This is a genomic window from Proteus cibi (genome assembly GCF_003144405.1).
Lineage (GTDB): Bacteria > Pseudomonadota > Gammaproteobacteria > Enterobacterales > Enterobacteriaceae > Proteus > Proteus cibi.
In genome coordinates this window covers 121804-142811 of the sequence record NZ_PENW01000018.1, presented here as the reverse complement: position 1 = coordinate 142811, position 21008 = coordinate 121804, and the positions used below count along the sequence as shown (strand labels likewise).

Sequence of the window (21008 nt, the reverse complement as noted above, 5' to 3'; positions counted from 1 at the left end):
GGATATACGTTATAATAACGTTAAGTTGTTATAATGACGTGACTATTCAATAGGTTGTCTATAATGGATAAAAAAAAGCTACATATTGCTGCCGGTATTATTTGTGATCAACATGATAATGTCTTTATCACCCAACGTCCTCTAAAGTCGCATATGGGGGGGTTTTGGGAATTTCCAGGGGGGAAATTAGAAGATAAAGAGACCCCAGAGCAGGCGCTAGTACGTGAATTACAAGAAGAAATCGGTATTGATGTAACGCAATGCTCACTTTTTGAAACGGTCGAGCATGATTTTCCAGATAGACACATTACTTTATCCTTTTTCTTAGTGACTCAATGGGATAATGAGCCCTATGGCAAAGAGGGGCAAGAATTCAAGTGGACATCTATTGGATCGTTAAATGCTGATGATTTTCCGCCTGCGAACCGCACTATTGTGGCGTTATTACAAAAGTAAGCAACAGTAGAATAGTGCTAAATAAACATTTATAAATAAAATAGCCACTCGATAAGGTGGCTATTTTTTATGTTCAGAATTGGAAAATTAAAAGTCTTTAGGTTCTTGTTGTGGCGCTTCACTCCAATCATCGCTGTCATTAATATCGCTTTGGCTTGGAATACGCTTTGATTCATCTGCCCATTCACCTAAATCAATAAGTTGGCAACGCTTACTACAAAAAGGGCGATAAGGGCTACTTTCATTCCAAACAACTTTTGTTTGACAGGTTGGACATTTTACAACTAATTCTTCGCTCATTATCTCTCCTAGATTTTATTGGTGCGATTTATGCTCATATCAATAAACATAATGTTAGCAACAAGCAATCTCAAAAGGTAGTTCTAGAGGTACTGTTCCATTTTCACTATCAAGCGGTAAAAAGCGGATCGCATAGCGATTTTTATGCCCAGAAACTTGAGGATAGATTTGGTGATCAATGGCTATCTTAAGACGTAGCAATTCACCATCTTCAGCGCTGTCTTGATAAAAACCACGGTGACTAAGTGCAGGCTTAAATGTATCTGATTGGCGAATAAGCATGAGTAAACTATTTAATGCATTTTGTAATGGTAATAAACCCGTCAGCCAGCTTTGTAATCTTTCATCACGAGTTGCTTGAGGTAAACTTAACCATAAATGTAATGCTGGCACATCAAAGTTACAGCATCCACCTGGAATACTTAGGCGCTGTTTAACTAAACTAATGACTTTATCTTGTTTTAAATGTTGACCAATGCGAGGCGCTTTACTTAATGCAGCTGCATTTTCAGCTAATTCATCAATAATTTGAGTGACAATTGCTTTATCAACATTAGGAAATGACAGCCATTGTTGTAATTTTTTTTGTCTTTTTTCTAATTCTTTAAGTAATTCAGCGCGGATTTCGCCACGATCAAGGACTTCAATAAATTCTGATATCGCACGGAAAAACGAGAGAGCCGTGGGTAATGAATCAATTGCACTAAAACTGTTAATTTGAATCAATGAGTTTTCAATTCTAAGCCATGAACGCATTTTTTCATTGAGGGGATGTTCGAAGATGATTGTTGTGATGTCATCACTCATGGCAATTGTCCTGTAACGCTTGTTGAGCTAATTCTAAGTAATGCTGATGGAGTTGCTTAACTTTTTCAATCATATTTTGGCTATTATCGTGATTTTCAATAATATCATCAGCGACGGCTAATCGTTCCTGTCTTTGAGCTTGAGCTTTTAAAATATTGAGAACATGCTCTCGACTTACACCATCTCGTTTCATTGTTCTTTCTATTTGTTCTTCTTGTGTAACATCCACAACAAGAACACGAGAGGCGAGATGCGTTAATTTATTTTCAATTAATAATGGAACAACCCAAATAAAATAGGGTGCTTTAATTTGTTGTATCTGTTTTTGAGTCTCTTGCTGTATCAATGGGTGAAGAAGATTGTTAACCCAAATTTTTTCTTCATTATTTTCAAAAATAATTTGGCGTAACTGTGCTCGGTTTAATGAGCCATTGGGTAGCAAAATGCAGTCACCAAAATGCTGATGCAATGCATTTAGTCCATAGGAATGAGGCTCTACCACTAATCGAGCAATAATGTCAGCATCAACAAGAGGTACACCTAATGAGGCAAAAGCATTTGCAACAGTAGTTTTACCACTGCCTATTCCACCTGTAAGAGCAACCGTATAAGCCATTTGTGTTTATCTGTTTTTAATGAATTAAAATTTACTATTAGTCTAGGTATTCTAAAGCCTAATTTTGTTTTTATCACAAGATAATAACCGCAATATTTGGGTTTTATTCGGTTATTATGATAGATGATTTTCTGCTACCCTGACATCCTACCTCATAAAATGTAATAGAATTACCATCAATCAATATGTTAGTGCAATAAATGATAACAGCATGTTACTCATAAAAATTGTGATTCACTGTATAGTATCACCTAACTGTAATATAGGAAGATACATAGCAATGATTAATGTGCCAATAATCAATGCGATGACCGTCATCAGCATTGGCTCTAACCAAGCACTAATGGTATTTAATTGTTCATCGAGTTGATGATAAAACCAATCACTTAATTGCTGGCAAAAATAGAGCAACTGCCCTGAATTTTCTGCACAAAGAATAAACTGATAACAAATAGGTGTAAAAAGAGGCTCATTTTTCATAAATAAGCTTAACGATTTACCTTGCATAATGTGATCACTCATTTGAGAAAGGATTCGTTTATAAATAGGGTGTGTAAGTTGTTCTGTTCCTATTTTTAAGCCTTGTAATAAAGGTAATCCTGCCTGTTGTGTAATACTGATTATCTGAAAAATAAGATGTAATTGCTGATACTTTAAAAGTTTGCCTAAATAGGGAATATGAAGAAATAGAGTTTGTTCAGCGAAATAAACAGGGGATAAAGAGTAACGAATTAAACGATAAACAAATATTAATCCGATAAAGATAAATGCTATCATGCTGATATAATCAGTAAGGCATTGTGAAAAAGAAATAAGAGCTAGTGTTAAAATAGGAAGTTCTGTATTAAAGGCGCTGTATAAGGATTGATATTCAGGTAAAACATAGAGCAACATAATACTGGTAATAAAAACTAATACAGTCAGTAAAAAAAGGGGATATTTAAACGCCTTTTTGACTTTTTTGACAATTTCTTGGTGTTTTTTTAACTGCATTATTTGTAGTGTAATTACTTCATCTAATTTTCCACTTTCTTCACCAATAAAAACAAAACGACTTAGTGAGTTTGGAAAATAAAGTGGATAGCGATTTAATTGTTTAGAAAGCGAACCACCTTGCATTAAGTTAAAAATAATATCTTCTAATACACATTGCCAATGTAAGTAACGACATTCATTTTTTAATAGTGTTAATGCAGGAAGAAGGGCTAAACCAGAATGAAGTAATAAAGCTAATTGTTCGAATAGTTGAATTCGATATTGTTTATCAGTACTTTGAAATAAAACAATTTTATATAAATGGATTTTTATGGGAATTTTTTGTTGTTGAGTTAAATTAATAAATGCTTCGTTATTAGAGGTCGCAAGTATTTTTCCAGTGCACCATTCACCTTGATAAGTTAATGCATCATAGCGATAAATTAGCTGTAATCTCATTCAATATCTCCTAGCGTTTGATAAACCTCCTCAAGTGTTGTTATTCCTTGTTTAATTAATGAAAAGCCAGAATAGAGTAACTGATAAAGGGATGAGTCTGTTTGTTTTGAAGGCTCAAAGCAGTCATAAATAGCGGTTCTTCCGTTATAGCCTGAACAGCATTGCTGGCAACCAACAGCTTGCCAATTGGGTAATTCGACGATTTCTTTATTTATATTAATATGCTGTTTATTGTATAAGCATATTTTGCAGTGTGGACATAAACAGCGAACTAACCGTTGTGAAATAATTAAACTAACGCAGGAATGAATAAGATCTTTTTCAATTCCTAAATTATGTAGACGCATTAATGTGGATGACGCTGAATTAGTATGTAAGGTTGATAGTACAAGGTGCCCCGTTTGTGCTGCTTTTATTGCCATTTCAGCAGTAGGTTGGTCGCGTATTTCACCTACCATAATAATATCAGGATCTTGGCGTAATAATGCCCGTAATATTGTTGTGAATGTGATCCCCGATTTTTCAGAAATTTGAATTTGATTAATACCCTTTAGAGGTAATTCAACCGGATCTTCAACACTATTTATATTTAGGTTCTCTTTATTCAAATAGTATAAACAACTATATAAAGTGAGCGTTTTTCCGCTTCCCGTTGGTCCAGTGACTAAAATCATTCCTTGCGGTAAATTTAAATATTTTTTTAATAGTGTTAAATGCGAAGGTTGAAAGCCAAGATGATTTAATTCTGGTTGTTGTAAATTATTGATGAGTCGTAAAACAACTTTTTCACCATATAACGTGGGTAGTGTCGCGATCCGTATGGAATAGCTTTTTTCATGATAAGACCAACTAAATTGTCCATCTTGGGGCAACCGCTTTTCTGCAATATTTAAGTTAGCAAGTACTTTTAATCGAGTGACTATTTCTTCAGAAAATTCATCTGGAGGGGGCGATAATAGATATAAATGGTTATCTATTCTGGCACGGATCCTTACATAGGTTTGTTGAGGCTCTATATGCAAATCAGAGACACGTTTTAAAATACTTTCACGTAATAGAGATTCAATAAATTCTGTTGCAGAGTGTGTGATATCCATTCTTCACCTCTTTATCTTTTGTTGATTTACCTACGTTGTCTTCAATGTTTAAAGTGTGTAATAGGAACACTCAATATAAGTGCTCCTTTATATCTAACGTATTAATATGATTTTAAAATCTCACTGCACTGTTTTTGCAATGTAATATTTGTTGCTGAACATTGTGTTTTCCATATAGGAAGAAGATCGTTAATTCCTTTCTCTGAAGACATTGTGATCGTCAAACCATCAAGCTGTGATTTTCCGGTTGCACTAATTACGCCGTTTAACACATTAATATCGGACAAATATCGACTACGAAATTGTTGCGGCATAAAGGTGGAATCAGAATTACAGTGTTGAGGCTCGTTTTCATAACGACATAATTCTATTGCAGAACGATAGGGGGACAGTGTTTGTAATACATCGGTTAATGCGGCTTTTTGGATATAGCCTTGATAGGCAGGAATAGCAACAGAACTTAAAATTGAGATGATAGCAATCACAATCATAAGCTCCATCAGGGTAAAACCATTTTCATTAGAGTGATAATTAAGTACATTCATCTAGCGTCCTCCTTGAGTAATAGACACTAGAAGTATGAAAAAAAAGGACTTTATTGGCGAATAGATAAAATAAAGTTTGAGTAAAATATCGAAAAGAAAAAGGAGAGATACATATTTAACCTTTATTATTGAGGGAAAGTTCGCATTTATTGATGAGTATGAGTTAATAAAGTTATTGATAATAGCTAAAGCAAAATAAAAGAGGATTGATGTGGAAATTAAACAAGGTTGGCTAATCGATGCTAGACAGGTTCCTTCACCTAATCATGATAAGAGGCCTGAAGGTGAGCTTCCTTCTTTATTAATTGTTCATAATATCAGTTTGCCTCCAGGGCAATTTGGTGGTCCTTATATTGACCAGCTTTTTACCAATACATTATCAGAGCAAGATCATCCTTTTTTTAGTGAGATTGTTAATTTAAGAGTATCGGCTCATTGTCTTATTCGTCGTGATGGTGAAATTGTGCAATATGTGCCTTTTACTGAAAGAGCGTGGCATGCTGGCGTTTCTTTGTATAAAGGCAGAGAAAAATGCAATGATTTCTCAATCGGTATTGAGCTTGAAGGTACTGATGAGTGCGATTTTACCCAGCAGCAATATCAACAATTAGTGGAGATAACTCAATCGCTTATTGCGCTTTATCCTGCGATTAAAGAAAACATTACTGGGCATAGTGATGTTGCCCCAAATAGAAAAACTGATCCGGGACCTCACTTTGATTGGGCTTATTACCGCAGTTTGTTAACAAAATAACTGTTTTAATTGAATTTAAATTCATTTATTTTGAAATAAAATTCAAAAATATATTGCTGTCACGCTTCAGTTTGACTGTTTATGTGTTTAAAAAACGTTAAAAAATTTATTTTTAACGTTTCTGGATAATGCGATCTAGTTATCACTTTTGATGAATTTTTAAAATAATTTGTTAAATTTTGCAGGTTTTTATGATTTCGCTCAACAACTGTATGGACAGTTAGTGAATACTTTGTTACTTTATTATCCGTTATATTAAATTGGTATTACCAATTGACAACTCAATCACTAAGGTAATAGTTATCCAATAATGGCTTCCAGCAATATGGCTTATACAAAAATCCGCCAACCTAAGCTTTCTGATGTTATTGAGCAACAGCTTGAACATCTAATTTTAGAAGGTACTCTGCGCCCGGGAGAAAAACTCTTACCTGAGCGTGAGCTGGCGAAGCAATTTGATGTATCTCGTCCTTCATTGCGTGAAGCAATCCAAAAATTAGAAGCTAAAGGTTTTTTACTCCGTCGCCAAGGCGGTGGTACTTTTGTTCAGCATAATCTCTGGCAAAGTTTTAGTGATCCTTTAGCTCAACTGCTTAGCGGACATCCCGAATCTCAATTTGATCTTTTAGAAACTCGTCATGCACTTGAAGGTATTGCTGCATATTACGCGGCATTACGTGGCACTGATGAAGATCTTGATCGTATCAAAGCTAGCCATGATTGCATTTTGAAAGCCCATGAAGAGGGTGATTTAACCGCTGAGTCTGAAGCTGTATTGCAATATCAATTAATTGTCACGGAAGCTGCTCATAATGTGGTTTTATTGCATCTATTGCGATGCATGGTGCCAATGCTTGAGCAAAATATCCGCCAGAATTTTGAGTTTCTTTACACTCGTAAAGAGATGTTAACTGCAGTAAGTGAGCATCGTAGTCAGATTTATCAGGCTATTATTAATAGAGAGCCAGAAGCTGCGCGTGAAGCCTCACATCGCCATTTGGCCTTTATTGAAGATGTTTTGTTGGATATGAGTCGTGAACATACTCGCCGTGAGCGCTCTTTGCGCCGGCTACAACAACACCCTGATTTATTTTAGTAGCACAGATCCTGACCGCTGAATCTGTACTACCTATCGCCCTGTGATTTTCAGGGGAAGCGGTAATAACAGCAGGGCCTATCTTCCCGTCATATCAGATGGGTATAACGGGAAGATAGGCTCCCATAACCATTAAAAACAGATAACAGATAAGGAATACACCATGTCAGATATGCTGAAAAATGACGTGGATCCGATCGAAACTCGCGACTGGTTACAAGCGATCGACTCGGTCATCCGTGAAGAAGGTGTTGAGCGTGCACAGTTCCTGATTGATCAGGTATTAAAACAAGCCCGTAATGGTGGTCTTAATATCGCTTTAGGCGGTGCTGTACACAGTGATTATATCAATACCATTCCTGCTGAAGATGAACCCGCTTACCCTGGCAATCTGGAATTAGAGCGTCGTATTCGTTCTGCTATTCGCTGGAACGCAGTAATGATGGTTCTGCGTGCATCCAAAAAAGATTTGGAACTCGGCGGACACATGGCGTCATTCCAATCTTCTGCAACTTTATATGAAGTGTGCTTTAACCATTTCTTCCGTGCGCAAAATGAAACTGATGGTGGTGACTTGGTTTACTTCCAAGGTCATATCTCCCCAGGTATCTACGCTCGTGCATTCTTAGAAGGTCGTTTAACTGAAGAGCAATTAAACAACTTCCGTCAAGAAATTGGTGGTAAAGGTTTATCTTCTTATCCACACCCTAAATTAATGCCTGAGTTCTGGCAGTTCCCTACAGTTTCTATGGGTCTGGGACCACTATCTGCAATTTACCAAGCTAAATTCCTGAAATATTTGAATCACCGTGGCTTAAAAGATACGACTAAACAAACCGTTTATGCGTTCTTAGGCGATGGTGAGATGGACGAGCCAGAATCTAAAGGTGCTATCACTATCGCAGTTCGCGAAAAATTAGATAACCTGTGCTTCGTTGTTAACTGTAACTTACAACGTCTTGATGGCCCAGTTACAGGTAACGGCAAAATTGTTAACGAATTAGAAGGTATCTTCGCAGGTGCTGGCTGGAACGTTATCAAAGTAATGTGGGGCGATCGTTGGGATGAGCTTCTGCGTAAAGACACCTCTGGTAAACTCATTCAATTAATGAATGAAACTCTGGATGGTGACTACCAGACATTTAAATCTCGTGATGGCGCTTATGTTCGCGAGCACTTCTTCAATCGTTACCCAGAAACTGCTGCATTAGTTAAAGATATGACTGATGATGAAATCTGGGCATTAAACCGTGGTGGTCACGATCCGAAGAAAGTTTTTGCTGCATTCCAAAAAGCAAAAGACACTCAAAACAAACCAACTGTTATTTTAGCTCAAACCATTAAAGGTTATGGTATGGGTGAAACGGCAGAAGGTAAAAACATTGCTCACCAAGTTAAAAAAATGAACATGGATGGCGTTCACCATTTCCGTGATCGTTTCAATATTCCAGTTGCTGATGAGCAAATCAAAGACCTGCCTTATATTACTTTTGATAAAGAATCAGAAGAATACAAATACCTGCACGCACGTCGTCAGGATTTAGGTGGTTACCTGCCAGCACGTCGTCCTCGTTTTGAAGAGAAACTGGATATCCCTGCACTGGAAGACTTCAGCCAGTTACTGGAAGAGCAATCTAAAGAGATCTCTACTACTATCGCATTCGTTCGTGCACTGAACGTAATGTTGAAAAACAAATCAATCAAAGATCGTTTAGTACCAATTATTGCGGATGAAGCGCGTACATTTGGTATGGAAGGTCTGTTCCGTCAAATCGGTATCTACAGCCCGAATGGCCAACAATATACGCCTCAAGACCGTGAGCAAGTTGCTTACTATAAAGAAGACGTTAAAGGTCAAATTCTGCAAGAAGGTATCAACGAACTGGGTGCTGGCGCATCTTGGTTAGCGGCTGCAACATCTTACAGCACTAACAATCTGCCAATGATCCCATTCTATATCTACTACTCAATGTTTGGTTTCCAACGTATCGGTGACTTATGTTGGGCTGCGGGTGACCAACAAGCACGTGGTTTCTTAGTAGGTGGTACTTCAGGTCGTACAACACTTAACGGTGAAGGTTTACAGCACGAAGATGGTCATAGTCATATTCAATCGCTGACTATCCCTAACTGTATCTCTTATGATCCAGCATTCGCTTATGAAGTTGCTGTTATCATGCAAGACGGTTTAGAGCGTATGTATGGTGATAAACAAGAAAACGTTTATTACTACATCACGACACTGAACGAAAACTACCATATGCCAGCAATGCCAGCCGGTGTTGAAGAAGGTATCCGTAAAGGTATCTACAAACTGGAATCACTGGAAGGCGCGAAAGGTAAAGTACAGTTACTGGGTTCAGGTTCTATTCTGCGTCATGTACGTGAAGCAGCACAAATCCTGTCTGCTGAATACGGTATTGGTTCTGATGTTTATAGCGTCACTTCATTCACTGAATTGGCTCGTGATGGTCAAGATTGTGAACGTTGGAACATGCTACATCCATCTGAAGCACCACGTGTACCTTACATCGCTCAAATTATGAATGATGCACCAGCAGTTGCGTCTACTGACTACATGAAACTGTTCGCTGAACAAGTTCGTACTTATGTACCAGCAGATGATTACCGCGTATTAGGTACTGACGGTTTCGGTCGTTCTGATAGCCGTGAAAACCTGCGTCACCACTTCGAAGTTGATACTTCTTATGTGATTGTTGCTGCATTAGGTGAATTAGCTAAACGTGGTGAGATTGATGTGAAGGTTGTTGAAGAAGCAATCAAAAAATACAACATCAACCCTGAAAAAGTAAACCCACGTCTGGCGTAAGAGGTAAAGTGAATGTCTATTGAAATTAAAGTCCCAGATATCGGTGCTGATGAAGTTGAAGTCACCGAAGTGATGGTGAAAGTGGGCGACCGCATTGAGGAAGAACAATCCTTAATTACCGTAGAAGGCGACAAAGCGTCTATGGAAGTTCCATCACCACAAGCGGGTGTGGTTAAAGAGATTAAAATTGCCGTGGGCGATAAAGTCCAAACAGGTTCTCTTATCATGATTTTTGAAGCAGAGGGTGCTGCACAAGCAGCACCAGCTCAAGCTGCGGCACCTGCACCAGCAGCTGCGCCTGTAACCGCTGCACTGAAAGAAGTTCACGTTCCAGATATCGGCGGTGACGAAGTTGAAGTCACTGAAGTCATGGTAAAAGTGGGCGATAGCGTTGCTGAAGAGCAATCACTGATTACTGTTGAAGGTGATAAAGCTTCAATGGAAGTTCCAGCACCGTTTGCTGGCGTAGTGAAAGAAATTAAAATTGCAACCGGTGATAAAGTGAGCACAGGCTCTCTTATCATGGTATTTGAAGTAGCAGGTAGTGCACCTGTTGCTCAAGCTGCACCAGCTCCAGCGGCATCTGCACCAGCAGCATCTGCTGTGAAAGAAGTGAATGTTCCAGATATCGGTGGTGATGAAGTTGAAGTCACTGAAGTGATGGTGAAAGTAGGTGATTCCATCTCTGAAGAACAATCTTTGATCACCGTTGAAGGTGACAAAGCTTCAATGGAAGTTCCAGCACCATTTGCAGGTGTAGTGAAAGAGATCAAAATTGCAGTGGGCGACAAAGTGAAAACGGGCTCACTGATCATGACTTTTGAAGTTGCCGGTGCAGCACCTGTTGCTCAAGCACCAGCGGCAGCTACTCCTGCACCAGCAAGTTCTGCGCCAGCAGCACCCGCTAAAGCACAAGCAACCGCGCCAGCAGCAAAAGAAGAATTTGTTGAGAATGATGCTTACGTTCATGCAACGCCAGTTATTCGTCGTTTAGCACGCGAATTCGGTGTGAATTTAGCGAAAGTAAAAGGGACTGGTCGTAAAGGTCGTATCTTACGTGAAGACGTTCAGTCTTACGTGAAAGAGTTAATTAAACGTGCTGAATCTGCTCCAGCGAATGCAGGCGGCGGATTACCAGGCATGTTACCTTGGCCGAAAGTTGACTTCAGTAAATTTGGTGAAATTGAAGAAGTTGAATTAAGCCGTATCCAGAAAATCTCTGGTGCTAACTTAAGCCGTAACTGGGTGATGATACCTCACGTAAATCTGTTTGATGAAGCAGATATCACTGAGGTTGAAGAATTCCGTAAGCAGCAAAATAAAGAAGCAGAGAAGAAAAAACTGGATGTTAAGATCACGCCGTTAGTCTTCGTAATGAAAGCTGCTGCGAAAGCACTGGCAGATATGCCACGCTTTAACAGCTCTATCTCTGAAGATGGACAGAAACTGATCCTGAAAAAATACATCAATATCGGTATTGCAGTCGATACACCTAACGGTCTTGTTGTTCCTGTTTTCAAAGATGTTAACAAAAAAGGCATTATCGAACTGTCTTATGAGTTAGCCGAAGTTTCTAAGAAAGCGCGTGCAGGTAAACTGACCGCAGCAGATATGCAAGGCGGATGTTTCACTATTTCTAGCCTTGGTGGTATCGGTACTACCGGTTTTGCACCAATCGTTAACGCACCAGAAGTTGCGATTATGGGACTTTCCCGTTCTTCTATGAAACCAGTATGGAATGGTAAAGAATTCGTACCACGCTTGATTTTACCAATGTCACTCTCTTTCGATCACCGTGTGATTGATGGTGCTGATGGTGCTCGATTCATCACTCTGATTAATCAGTACATGAGTGATTTACGTCGTTTGGTAATGTAATTTTAAAACCGGTGCTTAGCGCCGGTTTCTCTGATTACAGTGATGGATTTTACAGTCATACATCTTAGGTTGTGAGATCCGTCATGTTAGAGCGCTTTTCAGTTTATTAACATTTCTGTAAACTGCATGCGGTATGTAAGTCTCGGTGTTAAATATGGATTATCGTCTGACTCGCCGGACAAATAAATAATGAGGTCACGATGAGTACTGAAATTAAAGCACAGGTAGTGGTTCTCGGTGCAGGCCCTGCGGGTTATTCCGCGGCGTTCCGTTGCGCTGACTTAGGTTTAGAAACAGTTTTAGTTGAACGTCACTCTACTTTAGGTGGTGTTTGTCTGAACGTGGGTTGTATCCCTTCTAAAGCGTTACTCCACGTTGCTAAAGTTATCGAAGAAGCGAAAGCATTATCTGAACACGGTGTTGTATTTGACGCGCCAAAAACAGATATCGACAAAATTCGCATCTGGAAAGATAAAGTTATCTCTCAGTTGACGGGTGGCTTAGCGGGCATGGCTAAAGGCCGTAAAGTGACTGTCGTTAATGGCGAAGCACGATTCACTGGTTCTCACACATTGTCTGTTGAAGGTACTGAAGGTACAACTACCATCACTTTTGACAATGCAATCGTTGCTGCTGGCTCACGTCCAATCGAATTACCATTCATTCCACATGAAGACCCACGCGTATGGGACTCAACAGATGCACTGCAACTGAAAACGGTACCAGAACGTTTACTGGTTATGGGTGGCGGTATCATCGGTCTGGAAATGGGAACGGTTTATCACGCTCTGGGTTCTCAGATTGACGTAGTTGAAATGTTTGATCAGGTTATTCCTGCTGCTGATAAAGACGTGGTTAAAGTATTTACCAAACGTATCAGTAAGAAATTTAACCTGATGCTAGAAACTAAAGTGACGGCAGTTGAAGCTAAAGAAGATGGCATCTACGTAACAATGGAAGGCAAAAAAGCCCCAGCAGAACCACAACGTTACGATGCAGTATTAGTGGCTATCGGTCGTGTACCTAACGGTAAACTGTTAGACGCGGGTAAAGCAGGTATCGAAGTTGATGATCGTGGCTTTATCCATGTTGATAAACAAATGCGTACTAACGTACCTCACATCTTTGCTATCGGCGACATCGTTGGTCAACCAATGCTGGCTCACAAAGGTGTCCATGAAGGTCACGTTGCAGCAGAAGTTATCTCTGGTAAAAAACATTACTTTGATCCTAAAGTTATCCCATCAATCGCTTATACTGAGCCAGAAGTTGCATGGGTTGGTATGACTGAAAAAGAAGCGAAAGAGAAAGGGGTTAGCTATGAAGTCGCTTCTTTCCCTTGGGCGGCATCAGGTCGTGCAATCGCATCAGATTGTGCTGATGGTATGACTAAACTGATTTTCGACAAAGAAACTAACCGTGTTATCGGTGGTGCAATTGTTGGTTCTAACGGTGGTGAACTGTTAGGTGAAATCGGTCTGGCAATTGAAATGGGTTGTGATGCTGAAGATATCGCATTAACTATCCACGCTCACCCAACGTTATACGAATCAATCGGTATGGCTGCGGAAGTATTTGAAGGTAGTATCACTGACCTGCCAAATCCAAAAGCGAAAAAGAAAAAATAAGCGACTTGTTGACTGAAAACAGTTTAATAAAGTAGTTTAAATGATAAGGGCTAAGTTCTTTATAGAACTTGGCTCTTTTTTTATGCATTTTGTTGAGACGAGTGTTACGTAGTGACGGGTAATATTAGCGAACAGGTTTTTTTGTTGTTTATTTAACCGCGAATTTCGCTTTAGTGCTAATTTTGGGAGGAAAAAAACTATAAAAAGTGTGGTTATTAACCCAAATCTTGGTTAAAAGTCCCTGTTATATATTTTGTTTAAGTGTTTTAATCTGAATAAGTGGATATTTGAATCTGATTAATGTTACTTTTATGTGAACGAATTAACATCGTGTTGAAGATTTGCTATGCTGATAGCCCTTAGCTGGGCATAATTTTACAACCTCTTATGTTTTATGCGAGCAAAAGATCCTCTGACCTGGCATCCTTCAACAGACAGGGTGCAGACAGCCGGGTTATACAAAATGACAAAGAAGCGAGGAGACAGTCGTGCTAGAAGAATACCGTAAGCACGTAGCAGAGCGTGCAGCTGAAGGTGTCGTTCCAAAACCTCTCGATGCCACACAAACAGCCGCACTTGTTGAGCTATTAAAAAATCCCCCTACAGGTGAAGAAGAATTTCTTCTTGATTTAATTGTTAACCGCGTTCCACCCGGAGTTGATGAAGCTGCCTATGTTAAGGCGGGTTTTTTAACTGCCCTCGCGAAAGGCGAAACCACATCACCTCTTATCACACCTGAAAAAGCGGTTGAACTATTAGGCACCATGCAAGGTGGCTATAATATCCATGCTTTAATTGAATCTCTAGAAAATGATAAGTTAGCCCCAATTGCAGCTAAAGCGCTTTCTCACACTTTACTGATGTTTGATAACTTCTATGATGTTGAGGAAAAAGCGAAAGCAGGCAATGTATATGCTAAGCAAATTATGCAATCTTGGGCTGATGCACAGTGGTTTACTGAGCGCCCTGAATTAGCAGAAAAAATTACTGTTACTGTATTTAAAGTCACTGGTGAAACGAATACCGATGACTTATCACCAGCACCTGATGCTTGGTCTCGCCCTGATATTCCATTACATGCTTTAGCAATGCTGAAAAATGCGCGCGAAGGCATTGAACCTGATCAGCCGGGTAGCGTAGGTCCAATTAAACAAATCGAAGCATTAAATAAGAAAGGTTTCCCACTGGCTTATGTTGGCGATGTTGTTGGGACTGGCTCATCACGTAAATCAGCAACTAACTCCGTGCTTTGGTTTATGGGAGACGACATTCCATTCGTCCCTAATAAACGTGGTGGTGGTGTTGTTCTTGGTGGCAAAATTGCGCCTATCTTCTTTAATACCATGGAAGATGCAGGTGCACTCCCTATCGAAGTTGATGTTTCTAAATTAAATATGGGTGATGTTATTGATATCTACCCATACAAAGGTGAAATTCGTAACCATGAAACGAATGAGTTACTGGAAACCTTTGAGCTGAAAACAGAAGTATTAATTGATGAAGTTCGTGCTGGTGGTCGTATTCCATTGATTATTGGTCGTGGATTAACGTCAAAAGCGCGTGAATCATTAGGTTTACCGGTTAGCACATTGTTCCGTCATGCTAAACCTGTTGAAGAAAGTAACCGTGGTTTCTCACTAGCTCAGAAAATGGTAGGTCGTGCTTGCGGTCGTACAGGCATTCGCCCTGGCGAATATTGTGAGCCAAAAATGACCTCAGTCGGTTCACAAGATACCACAGGACCAATGACTCGTGATGAGTTAAAAGACTTGGCATGCCTTGGTTTCTCTGCTGATTTAGTGATGCAATCATTCTGTCATACTGCGGCATATCCAAAACCGGTAGATGTTACAACACATCACACATTACCTGATTTCATTATGAACCGTGGTGGTGTTTCACTACGTCCAGGTGATGGTATTATCCACTCATGGTTAAACCGTATGTTATTGCCTGATACTGTTGGTACAGGTGGTGACTCGCATACTCGTTTCCCTATTGGTATCTCATTCCCTGCAGGTTCAGGTCTAGTGGCGTTTGCTGCTGCTACAGGGGTTATGCCATTAGACATGCCTGAATCTGTTTTAGTACGTTTTAAAGGCGAAATGCAACCCGGTGTGACACTGCGTGACTTAGTTCATGCTATTCCTTATTACGCGATCCAAGACGGTTTACTGACCGTTGAGAAAAAAGGTAAGAAGAACATTTTCTCTGGTCGTATCCTTGAGATTGAAGGTTTACCAGAACTGAAAGTAGAACAAGCATTTGAACTTGCTGATGCATCAGCAGAACGTTCAGCTGCGGGTTGTACCATTAAACTGGATAAAGCGCCTATTATTGAGTATCTGCAATCTAACATCATCTTACTGAAATGGATGATTGCTGAAGGTTATGGCGACCGTCGTACGATTGAACGTCGTATCACTTCAATGGAAAACTGGTTGAAAGATCCACAATTACTTGAAGCCGATGCCGATGCAGAATATGCAGCAGTGATCGAAATTGATTTAAATGAGATCAAAGAGCCCATTTTATGTGCGCCTAACGATCCAGATGATGCTCGCCTGTTATCTGAAGTGGCAAACAGCAAAATTGATGAAGTATTTATTGGTTCTTGTATGACCAACATTGGACACTTCCGTGCTGCAGGTAAACTGCTTGATCAACATAAAGGTCAATTACCTACACGTTTATGGGTTGCTCCTCCAACAAAAATGGATGCGGCACAATTAACGGAAGAAGGGTATTATAGCGTTTTTGGTAAGAGTGGAGCGCGTATCGAAGTACCGGGTTGTTCACTATGTATGGGTAACCAAGCGCGTGTTGCTGATGGTGCAACGGTTGTTTCAACTTCGACACGTAATTTCCCTAACCGCTTAGGTACAGGTGCAAATGTGTATCTTGCGTCTGCGGAGCTGGCAGCAGTGGCTTCATTACTCGGTCGTTTACCAGAGCCACAAGAGTATCTGGATTTCATGAATAAAGTGGATGAAACAGCAGAAGATACGTATCGTTATCTCAACTTTGACCAACTAGCGCAATATACAGATAAAGCGGACCAAGTTATTTTCCAAACAACGGTATAATGTTTAATATATCGCTTTAAAGTATTTTATATGAACAAACGGGAGGCAAATGCCTCCCGTTTTTTGTTATTTTTGTCATAATAAGAATAAGATATTTTTTATTAAAAAAGCAGACAGTTTTATAAGGGGCGTACACCATGGATTATGAATTTCAGCGAGATCTCACTGGCGGTATATTAGCCCGTTTTTCGATGGATCATGAAGCAATAGGTTATTGGTTGAATGATGAAATTCAGGGCGATATCAGTCTGATAGATCAAATTCTTGAAGAAATGGAAGGTATTAAAGGCAGTGAAAGACAGTGGGAACTTATCGGTAAAGAATACAGTCTTTCTATTGATGACGAAGAAGTGATGGTAAGAGCTAATACCTTGCATTTTGAAACCGATGAAATGGAAGAAGGCATGAGCTATTACGATAATGAAAGCATCTCTTTTTGTGGTTTAGATGATTTTGCTACCATGTTACAAAAATATCGGTTATTTATTCTGGAAAATAGAAGAAATTAACAATTCCTATATATTTTTTGAATAAATCTGCCACAATATACTATTGAATTACTATTCTTTTCATTACGTTTTTAAGTTTAAAAGGTGGTCTAATGAATGAATTACCCGCTAGTTTAGATGAAGCAACAGGTTGGTTTGTCGCAAATCAGGATCTCTTTATTCAGTATGCGGTAAATATTATTGCTGCATTTTTGATACTATTTATTGGTCTTTTTGTGGCAAAAATGATTGGTAAAGGTGTCGCAAGAGTTTTAACGTTGCGCCATATTGATGCTACTGTTGTGACATTTCTGTCTGTCCTAGTTCGTTATACCGTTGTTGCTTTTACCTTAATTGCAGTATTAGGACGATTAGGGGTTCAAACAGCGTCTGTTATCGCTGTGCTCGGTGCTGCCGGTTTAGCCGTCGGTTTAGCATTACAAGGTTCACTGTCTAACTTTGCTGCTGGTGTATTGATTGTTATTTTCCGTCCAATCCGTACAGATGAATATGTGATGATTGGTGCTGTTGAAGGGACCGTGAAAGATGTGCAGATTTTTTCTACAACATTACGTTCAGCAGATGACAGAATAATCGTTATCCCTAATAGTAAAATTATCAGTAGTGATGTAATCAACTTAAGTCGCGAGCCTAATCGCCGTACACAAATTATTGTTGGTGTGGCTTACGATGCTGATATTGATAAAGTGAAACAAGTGCTTGGTGATGTTGTTGCGAAAGATAAACGTATTCAACATGATAAAGGTGTCACTATCCGTTTACATGAAATGGCACCGTCCTCATTAAACTTTGTGGTACGAGTTTGGACAACCAATGGTGATGCATGGCCGGTTTATTGGGATCTAATGGAAGATTTTAAACGCGCATTAGATGCCAATAATATTGGTATTCCATTCCCACAAATGGATGTTTATATGCATCAAACACAAAATACAGTAGCGAAAGCAGAATAGTCTCACAAGAATAAATGACATAGAGCCACGTTAATCACGTGGCTTTTTTGTATGATGAGAAAATAGAAATAATAAAATAACACTGATAACGAAAGGGATTAGAGACTAAAGATGGAGATAATCGTAAGGAGTTTCTTTTTTGTTTTTCATTATCTTGATGGTTATATTGTGTTGATTTTAGCACTCTTATTATTGTGGTATTCCCATAAAGCAGAGAAAAAACGAACACGTATTATTTTATTTATTACCGCATTAATTGTTGTTACACCTCATGTCATAATCTGGTCTAATTTTATTTTTATGTTATTAATGAATATGGTTATTTCATATTACTAATCCTATTAAGAATTCATTTTTCCTATTTTATCGTCATTAATTTTTCTTATTATCAATAAGAATGATTCATTTCCTCTAATACCAAAATCTCTCTATTATTCATTCAACATTAAACGAATAATTATTAGGGTATTTTGCATGTTCTCAACTTTTTTTCAGGGGTTCTTATTAAGTGCTGCAATGATTTTGCCTATAGGTGCTCAGAATGCCTTTGTTTTACAACAAGGAAGTAAAAAGCAGTTTCATTTAATGAGTGCATTATTATGCGCTTTAAGTGACGTTATTTTGATCACGGCAGGTGTCTTTGGTGGAAGCGCATTGCTTAGTCAATCAGAAATACTTTTGTTATTGATCACTTGGGGAGGCGTAGCATTCTTATTATGGTATGGCTGGAATGCATTTAAAACGGCTTTTTCAAAAGATATTGAATTATCACAGAGTGAAAATCAGGTAAAAAGTCGTTGGCGTGTGATTGTGACATTAGTTGCCGTTACATGGCTTAACCCTCATGTTTATTTAGATACTTTTGTTGTGATAGGTAGTATTGGTGGGCAATTGACCTCAGAACTGCGTCCTTGGTTTACATGTGGTGCGGTATTTGCCTCTATAAGCTGGTTTTTTGCGTTATCACTACTAGCAGCTTGGTTTTCTCCAATATTAAGTAAAGCACGTTCTCAACGTATTATTAATCTGTTTGTAGGCTGTGTAATGTGGTTTATTGCTGTTCAATTAGCAGCACAAGGATGGAAAACTCTCTTTTAATCTTAAAGAACTTTACATCATATATGCTAATGTTCTTCTTAGTCCTAAAAACAGGACATTAAAATTTATTTTGTCAGGGGGTTTTTGTGAAATTAAAAGCGATTGTATTAGCATCCATGTTTACGCTGGGATTACCTTCCATTGCACTCGCTGCATCGGAGCCAGAAGGACCACATATTACAACATCGGGCAATGCGACAATTAAAGCCGCTCCTGATATGGCAACATTAAATATTCAGGTTAATGAAAGAGCAAAAGATGCCGCTCAAGCTAAGAAACAAGTTGATGAGCGTGTTGCAAAATATTTTGCCTTCTTAAAAGAAAATGGTGTTGTAAAGGAAGATATTGATGCTGCTAATATCCGCACTCAACCGAACTATGAGTATGATAAAAAAGCAGAACGTTCAGTCATTAATGGCTATACCGCAACCCGTACTGTTAATGTTAAAATTAAGAAATTAGAACAGCTTAATACGTTACTTGATGGTGCATTAGCGGCGGGTTTAAATGAGATCAATAACGTTGAATTTGGTGTCAATAATCCAGAGCAATATAAAGCGAAAGCACGCGAAGTAGCGATTAAAAACGCGATTGATCAAGCAAGTTCAGTTGCAAAAGGATTCGGCGCTGATTTAGGTGCGGTTTATAGTGTAAGTTATCGAGCACCAGAAGCAACGCCTTATCCAATCGCACAAGTGCGTATGGATGCAATGGCATTAAAAGCCGAAGCACCGGCTGCTGTGCAAGAAACTTATCAACAGCAAAGCATCGAGTTTAAAGATTATGTGGATGTGGTTTTTGAATTAAAACGCACTCAATAATCATGCTGTGATAAAAACAAAATAGGCTTCAATATGAAGCCTATTTTTTGTGGTACCAAGATAAAATAGTGAATTACTCTTCATCCTGTTTTAAAACTTTACGACCAAAATCAATGAGTGCATCGGTCACTTTTCTCATGGTTCTACTTTCTGGCGCAAATCGGTGCCAATAGAGCATACGTCGTTGGCAAAGCCCCGGTGTTAAATCAACCAGCTCTCCACTTTTTAGTTCATTGGCAATTTGTAGATGTGGGATCATACAGCAGGTTGAACCTTGTTTAGCTAATTGCACAAAGGCTTCAGAGGAGTTCACGATATGACATGGCACACTACCAGGAGATAAACCAAAATTTTGTTGTAAAAATGCCTGATGCATATCATCAAGATGGTCAAATGCGACTGCTGGTGCTTTTAATAACGACGATTTTGTTACACCGTTAGTAAAGTAGCGTTGAGCAAAGTCAGGAGAAGCAACGAATAGGTAATCGAGAGCGCCTAATTGATCGACAAGACAACTTGGTAGTGCTTGTGGCTGAATACTGATTGCACCAACCACTTCGCCTCGTCTTAATCGTTCTTGAGTGCGAGTTTCATCCTCTACTTGAATATTGAGACGAATAGGCAGTTGCGTTAAGACTGGGTGTAATGCAGGCAATAACCATGTCGCTAAACTGTCAGCATTCACCGCCAAAGAGAGTAAAAGAGGTGTAGAACCGCTGTTTTCATCACCTAACCATTGCTCTTCAAGTAATTCTACTTGATGCAATAGCGCTAACAATTTTTGTCCTTGCTCAGTGGGTTGAGGTGGAACCGTTCTGACTAATAGCGGTTGTCCAAATAAATTTTCTAACTGTTTGATACGCTGAGAAACGGCAGATTGTGTAATACATAACTTTTGCGCGGCTCTTTCAAAACCACGTTCTCGAATGACGGCATCAAGGGCTTGTAATGCTCGATAATCAGGGCGTTTCATTAACAGACTCTCTTCGATTTTATATTCTATTGCTTACTATGCCATATTTTTCGTTGCAATGAGTTAAAATGTTGCTTCTCAGTTTTTGATGTGTCTCGTGCTAGTTTTGAATGCAATATGCTATTCT

At 39.0% G+C, this 21008-nt stretch carries 18 protein-coding genes; 11 read left to right on the top strand and 7 right to left on the bottom strand.

The window, feature by feature from the left end:
• Positions 1 to 63 precede the first annotated feature (63 nt).
• A complete protein-coding gene (gene mutT, locus DK865_RS10740; protein WP_023581508.1) occupies positions 64 to 456 on the top strand; it encodes an 8-oxo-dGTP diphosphatase MutT in 393 nt (130 codons plus the stop codon).
• Positions 457 to 543: 87 nt separating this feature from the next.
• Here the strand turns inward: mutT and yacG are convergent, their stop codons facing one another.
• The 6 genes from yacG to ppdD all read right to left on the bottom strand — a co-directional run bounded on the left by yacG (position 544) and on the right by ppdD (position 5255).
• On the bottom strand, positions 544 to 756 hold the full coding sequence (gene yacG / locus DK865_RS10735; RefSeq protein WP_023581509.1) for a DNA gyrase inhibitor YacG: 213 nt from the start codon (positions 754 to 756) through the stop codon (positions 544 to 546).
• A 54-nt stretch (positions 757 to 810) separates the two neighbouring features.
• A complete protein-coding gene (gene zapD, locus DK865_RS10730) occupies positions 811 to 1563 on the bottom strand; it encodes a cell division protein ZapD (RefSeq protein WP_109391906.1) in 753 nt (250 codons plus the stop codon).
• Entirely contained in the window at positions 1556 to 2179 is a 624-nt protein-coding gene (coaE, locus tag DK865_RS10725) for a dephospho-CoA kinase (RefSeq protein WP_109391905.1), read from the bottom strand. Before coaE ends, zapD begins: the two co-directional genes overlap by 8 nt.
• Positions 2180 to 2413: 234 nt before the next feature.
• Positions 2414 to 3613 carry a type II secretion system F family protein gene (locus DK865_RS10720; RefSeq protein WP_109391904.1) on the bottom strand — a complete coding sequence of 400 codons (1200 nt, stop codon included), beginning with the start codon at positions 3611 to 3613 and terminating at the stop codon, positions 2414 to 2416.
• A complete protein-coding gene (locus DK865_RS10715) occupies positions 3610 to 4710 on the bottom strand; it encodes an ATPase, T2SS/T4P/T4SS family (protein ID WP_109391903.1) in 1101 nt (366 codons plus the stop codon). The genes DK865_RS10720 and DK865_RS10715 overlap by 4 nt, the downstream gene beginning before the upstream one ends.
• A 101-nt stretch (positions 4711 to 4811) precedes the next feature.
• A complete protein-coding gene (gene ppdD, locus DK865_RS10710) occupies positions 4812 to 5255 on the bottom strand; it encodes a prepilin peptidase-dependent pilin (protein WP_023581514.1) in 444 nt (147 codons plus the stop codon).
• Positions 5256 to 5466: 211 nt separating this feature from the next.
• Between ppdD and ampD the strand changes: the two genes are divergently transcribed.
• The 10 genes from ampD to DK865_RS10655 all read left to right on the top strand — a co-directional run bounded on the left by ampD (position 5467) and on the right by DK865_RS10655 (position 19908).
• The gene (ampD, locus tag DK865_RS10705; protein WP_036912443.1) at positions 5467 to 6009 is read left to right on the top strand and encodes a 1,6-anhydro-N-acetylmuramyl-L-alanine amidase AmpD; all 543 of its coding nucleotides are present in this window, start codon (positions 5467 to 5469) and stop codon (positions 6007 to 6009) included.
• A 325-nt stretch (positions 6010 to 6334) separates the two neighbouring features.
• Positions 6335 to 7105: a pyruvate dehydrogenase complex transcriptional repressor PdhR gene (gene pdhR / locus DK865_RS10700; protein WP_036913400.1), complete on the top strand. Its 771-nt coding sequence runs from the start codon at positions 6335 to 6337 to the stop codon at positions 7103 to 7105.
• Between the two features lie 163 nt (positions 7106 to 7268).
• A complete protein-coding gene (gene aceE, locus DK865_RS10695) occupies positions 7269 to 9935 on the top strand; it encodes a pyruvate dehydrogenase (acetyl-transferring), homodimeric type (protein ID WP_023581516.1) in 2667 nt (888 codons plus the stop codon).
• Between the two features lie 12 nt (positions 9936 to 9947).
• A complete protein-coding gene (gene aceF, locus DK865_RS10690; RefSeq protein WP_109391902.1) occupies positions 9948 to 11813 on the top strand; it encodes a pyruvate dehydrogenase complex dihydrolipoyllysine-residue acetyltransferase in 1866 nt (621 codons plus the stop codon).
• 200 nt (positions 11814 to 12013) lie between these two features.
• Positions 12014 to 13441: a dihydrolipoyl dehydrogenase gene (gene lpdA / locus DK865_RS10685; protein ID WP_109391901.1), complete on the top strand. Its 1428-nt coding sequence runs from the start codon at positions 12014 to 12016 to the stop codon at positions 13439 to 13441.
• A 488-nt stretch (positions 13442 to 13929) separates the two neighbouring features.
• Positions 13930 to 16527, top strand: a complete 2598-nt coding sequence (gene acnB, locus DK865_RS10680; protein ID WP_036912447.1) for a bifunctional aconitate hydratase 2/2-methylisocitrate dehydratase — start codon at positions 13930 to 13932, stop codon at positions 16525 to 16527.
• A gap of 137 nt (positions 16528 to 16664) precedes the next feature.
• Positions 16665 to 17036 carry a YacL family protein gene (locus tag DK865_RS10675; RefSeq protein ID WP_023581519.1) on the top strand — a complete coding sequence of 124 codons (372 nt, stop codon included), beginning with the start codon at positions 16665 to 16667 and terminating at the stop codon, positions 17034 to 17036.
• Positions 17037 to 17128: 92 nt separating this feature from the next.
• The gene (gene mscS, locus DK865_RS10670) at positions 17129 to 17989 is read left to right on the top strand and encodes a small-conductance mechanosensitive channel MscS (RefSeq protein ID WP_109391900.1); all 861 of its coding nucleotides are present in this window, start codon (positions 17129 to 17131) and stop codon (positions 17987 to 17989) included.
• 474 nt (positions 17990 to 18463) lie between these two features.
• Positions 18464 to 19087: an arginine exporter ArgO gene (gene argO / locus DK865_RS10660; protein ID WP_023581521.1), complete on the top strand. Its 624-nt coding sequence runs from the start codon at positions 18464 to 18466 to the stop codon at positions 19085 to 19087.
• Positions 19088 to 19173: 86 nt separating this feature from the next.
• Positions 19174 to 19908: an oxidative stress defense protein gene (locus DK865_RS10655; RefSeq protein ID WP_036912454.1), complete on the top strand. Its 735-nt coding sequence runs from the start codon at positions 19174 to 19176 to the stop codon at positions 19906 to 19908.
• A 73-nt stretch (positions 19909 to 19981) separates the two neighbouring features.
• On the opposite strand, the gene DK865_RS10650 is transcribed toward DK865_RS10655, so the two are convergent.
• Positions 19982 to 20881, bottom strand: a complete 900-nt coding sequence (locus tag DK865_RS10650; protein ID WP_023581522.1) for a LysR family transcriptional regulator ArgP — start codon at positions 20879 to 20881, stop codon at positions 19982 to 19984.
• Between the last annotated feature and the right edge of the window lie 127 nt (positions 20882 to 21008).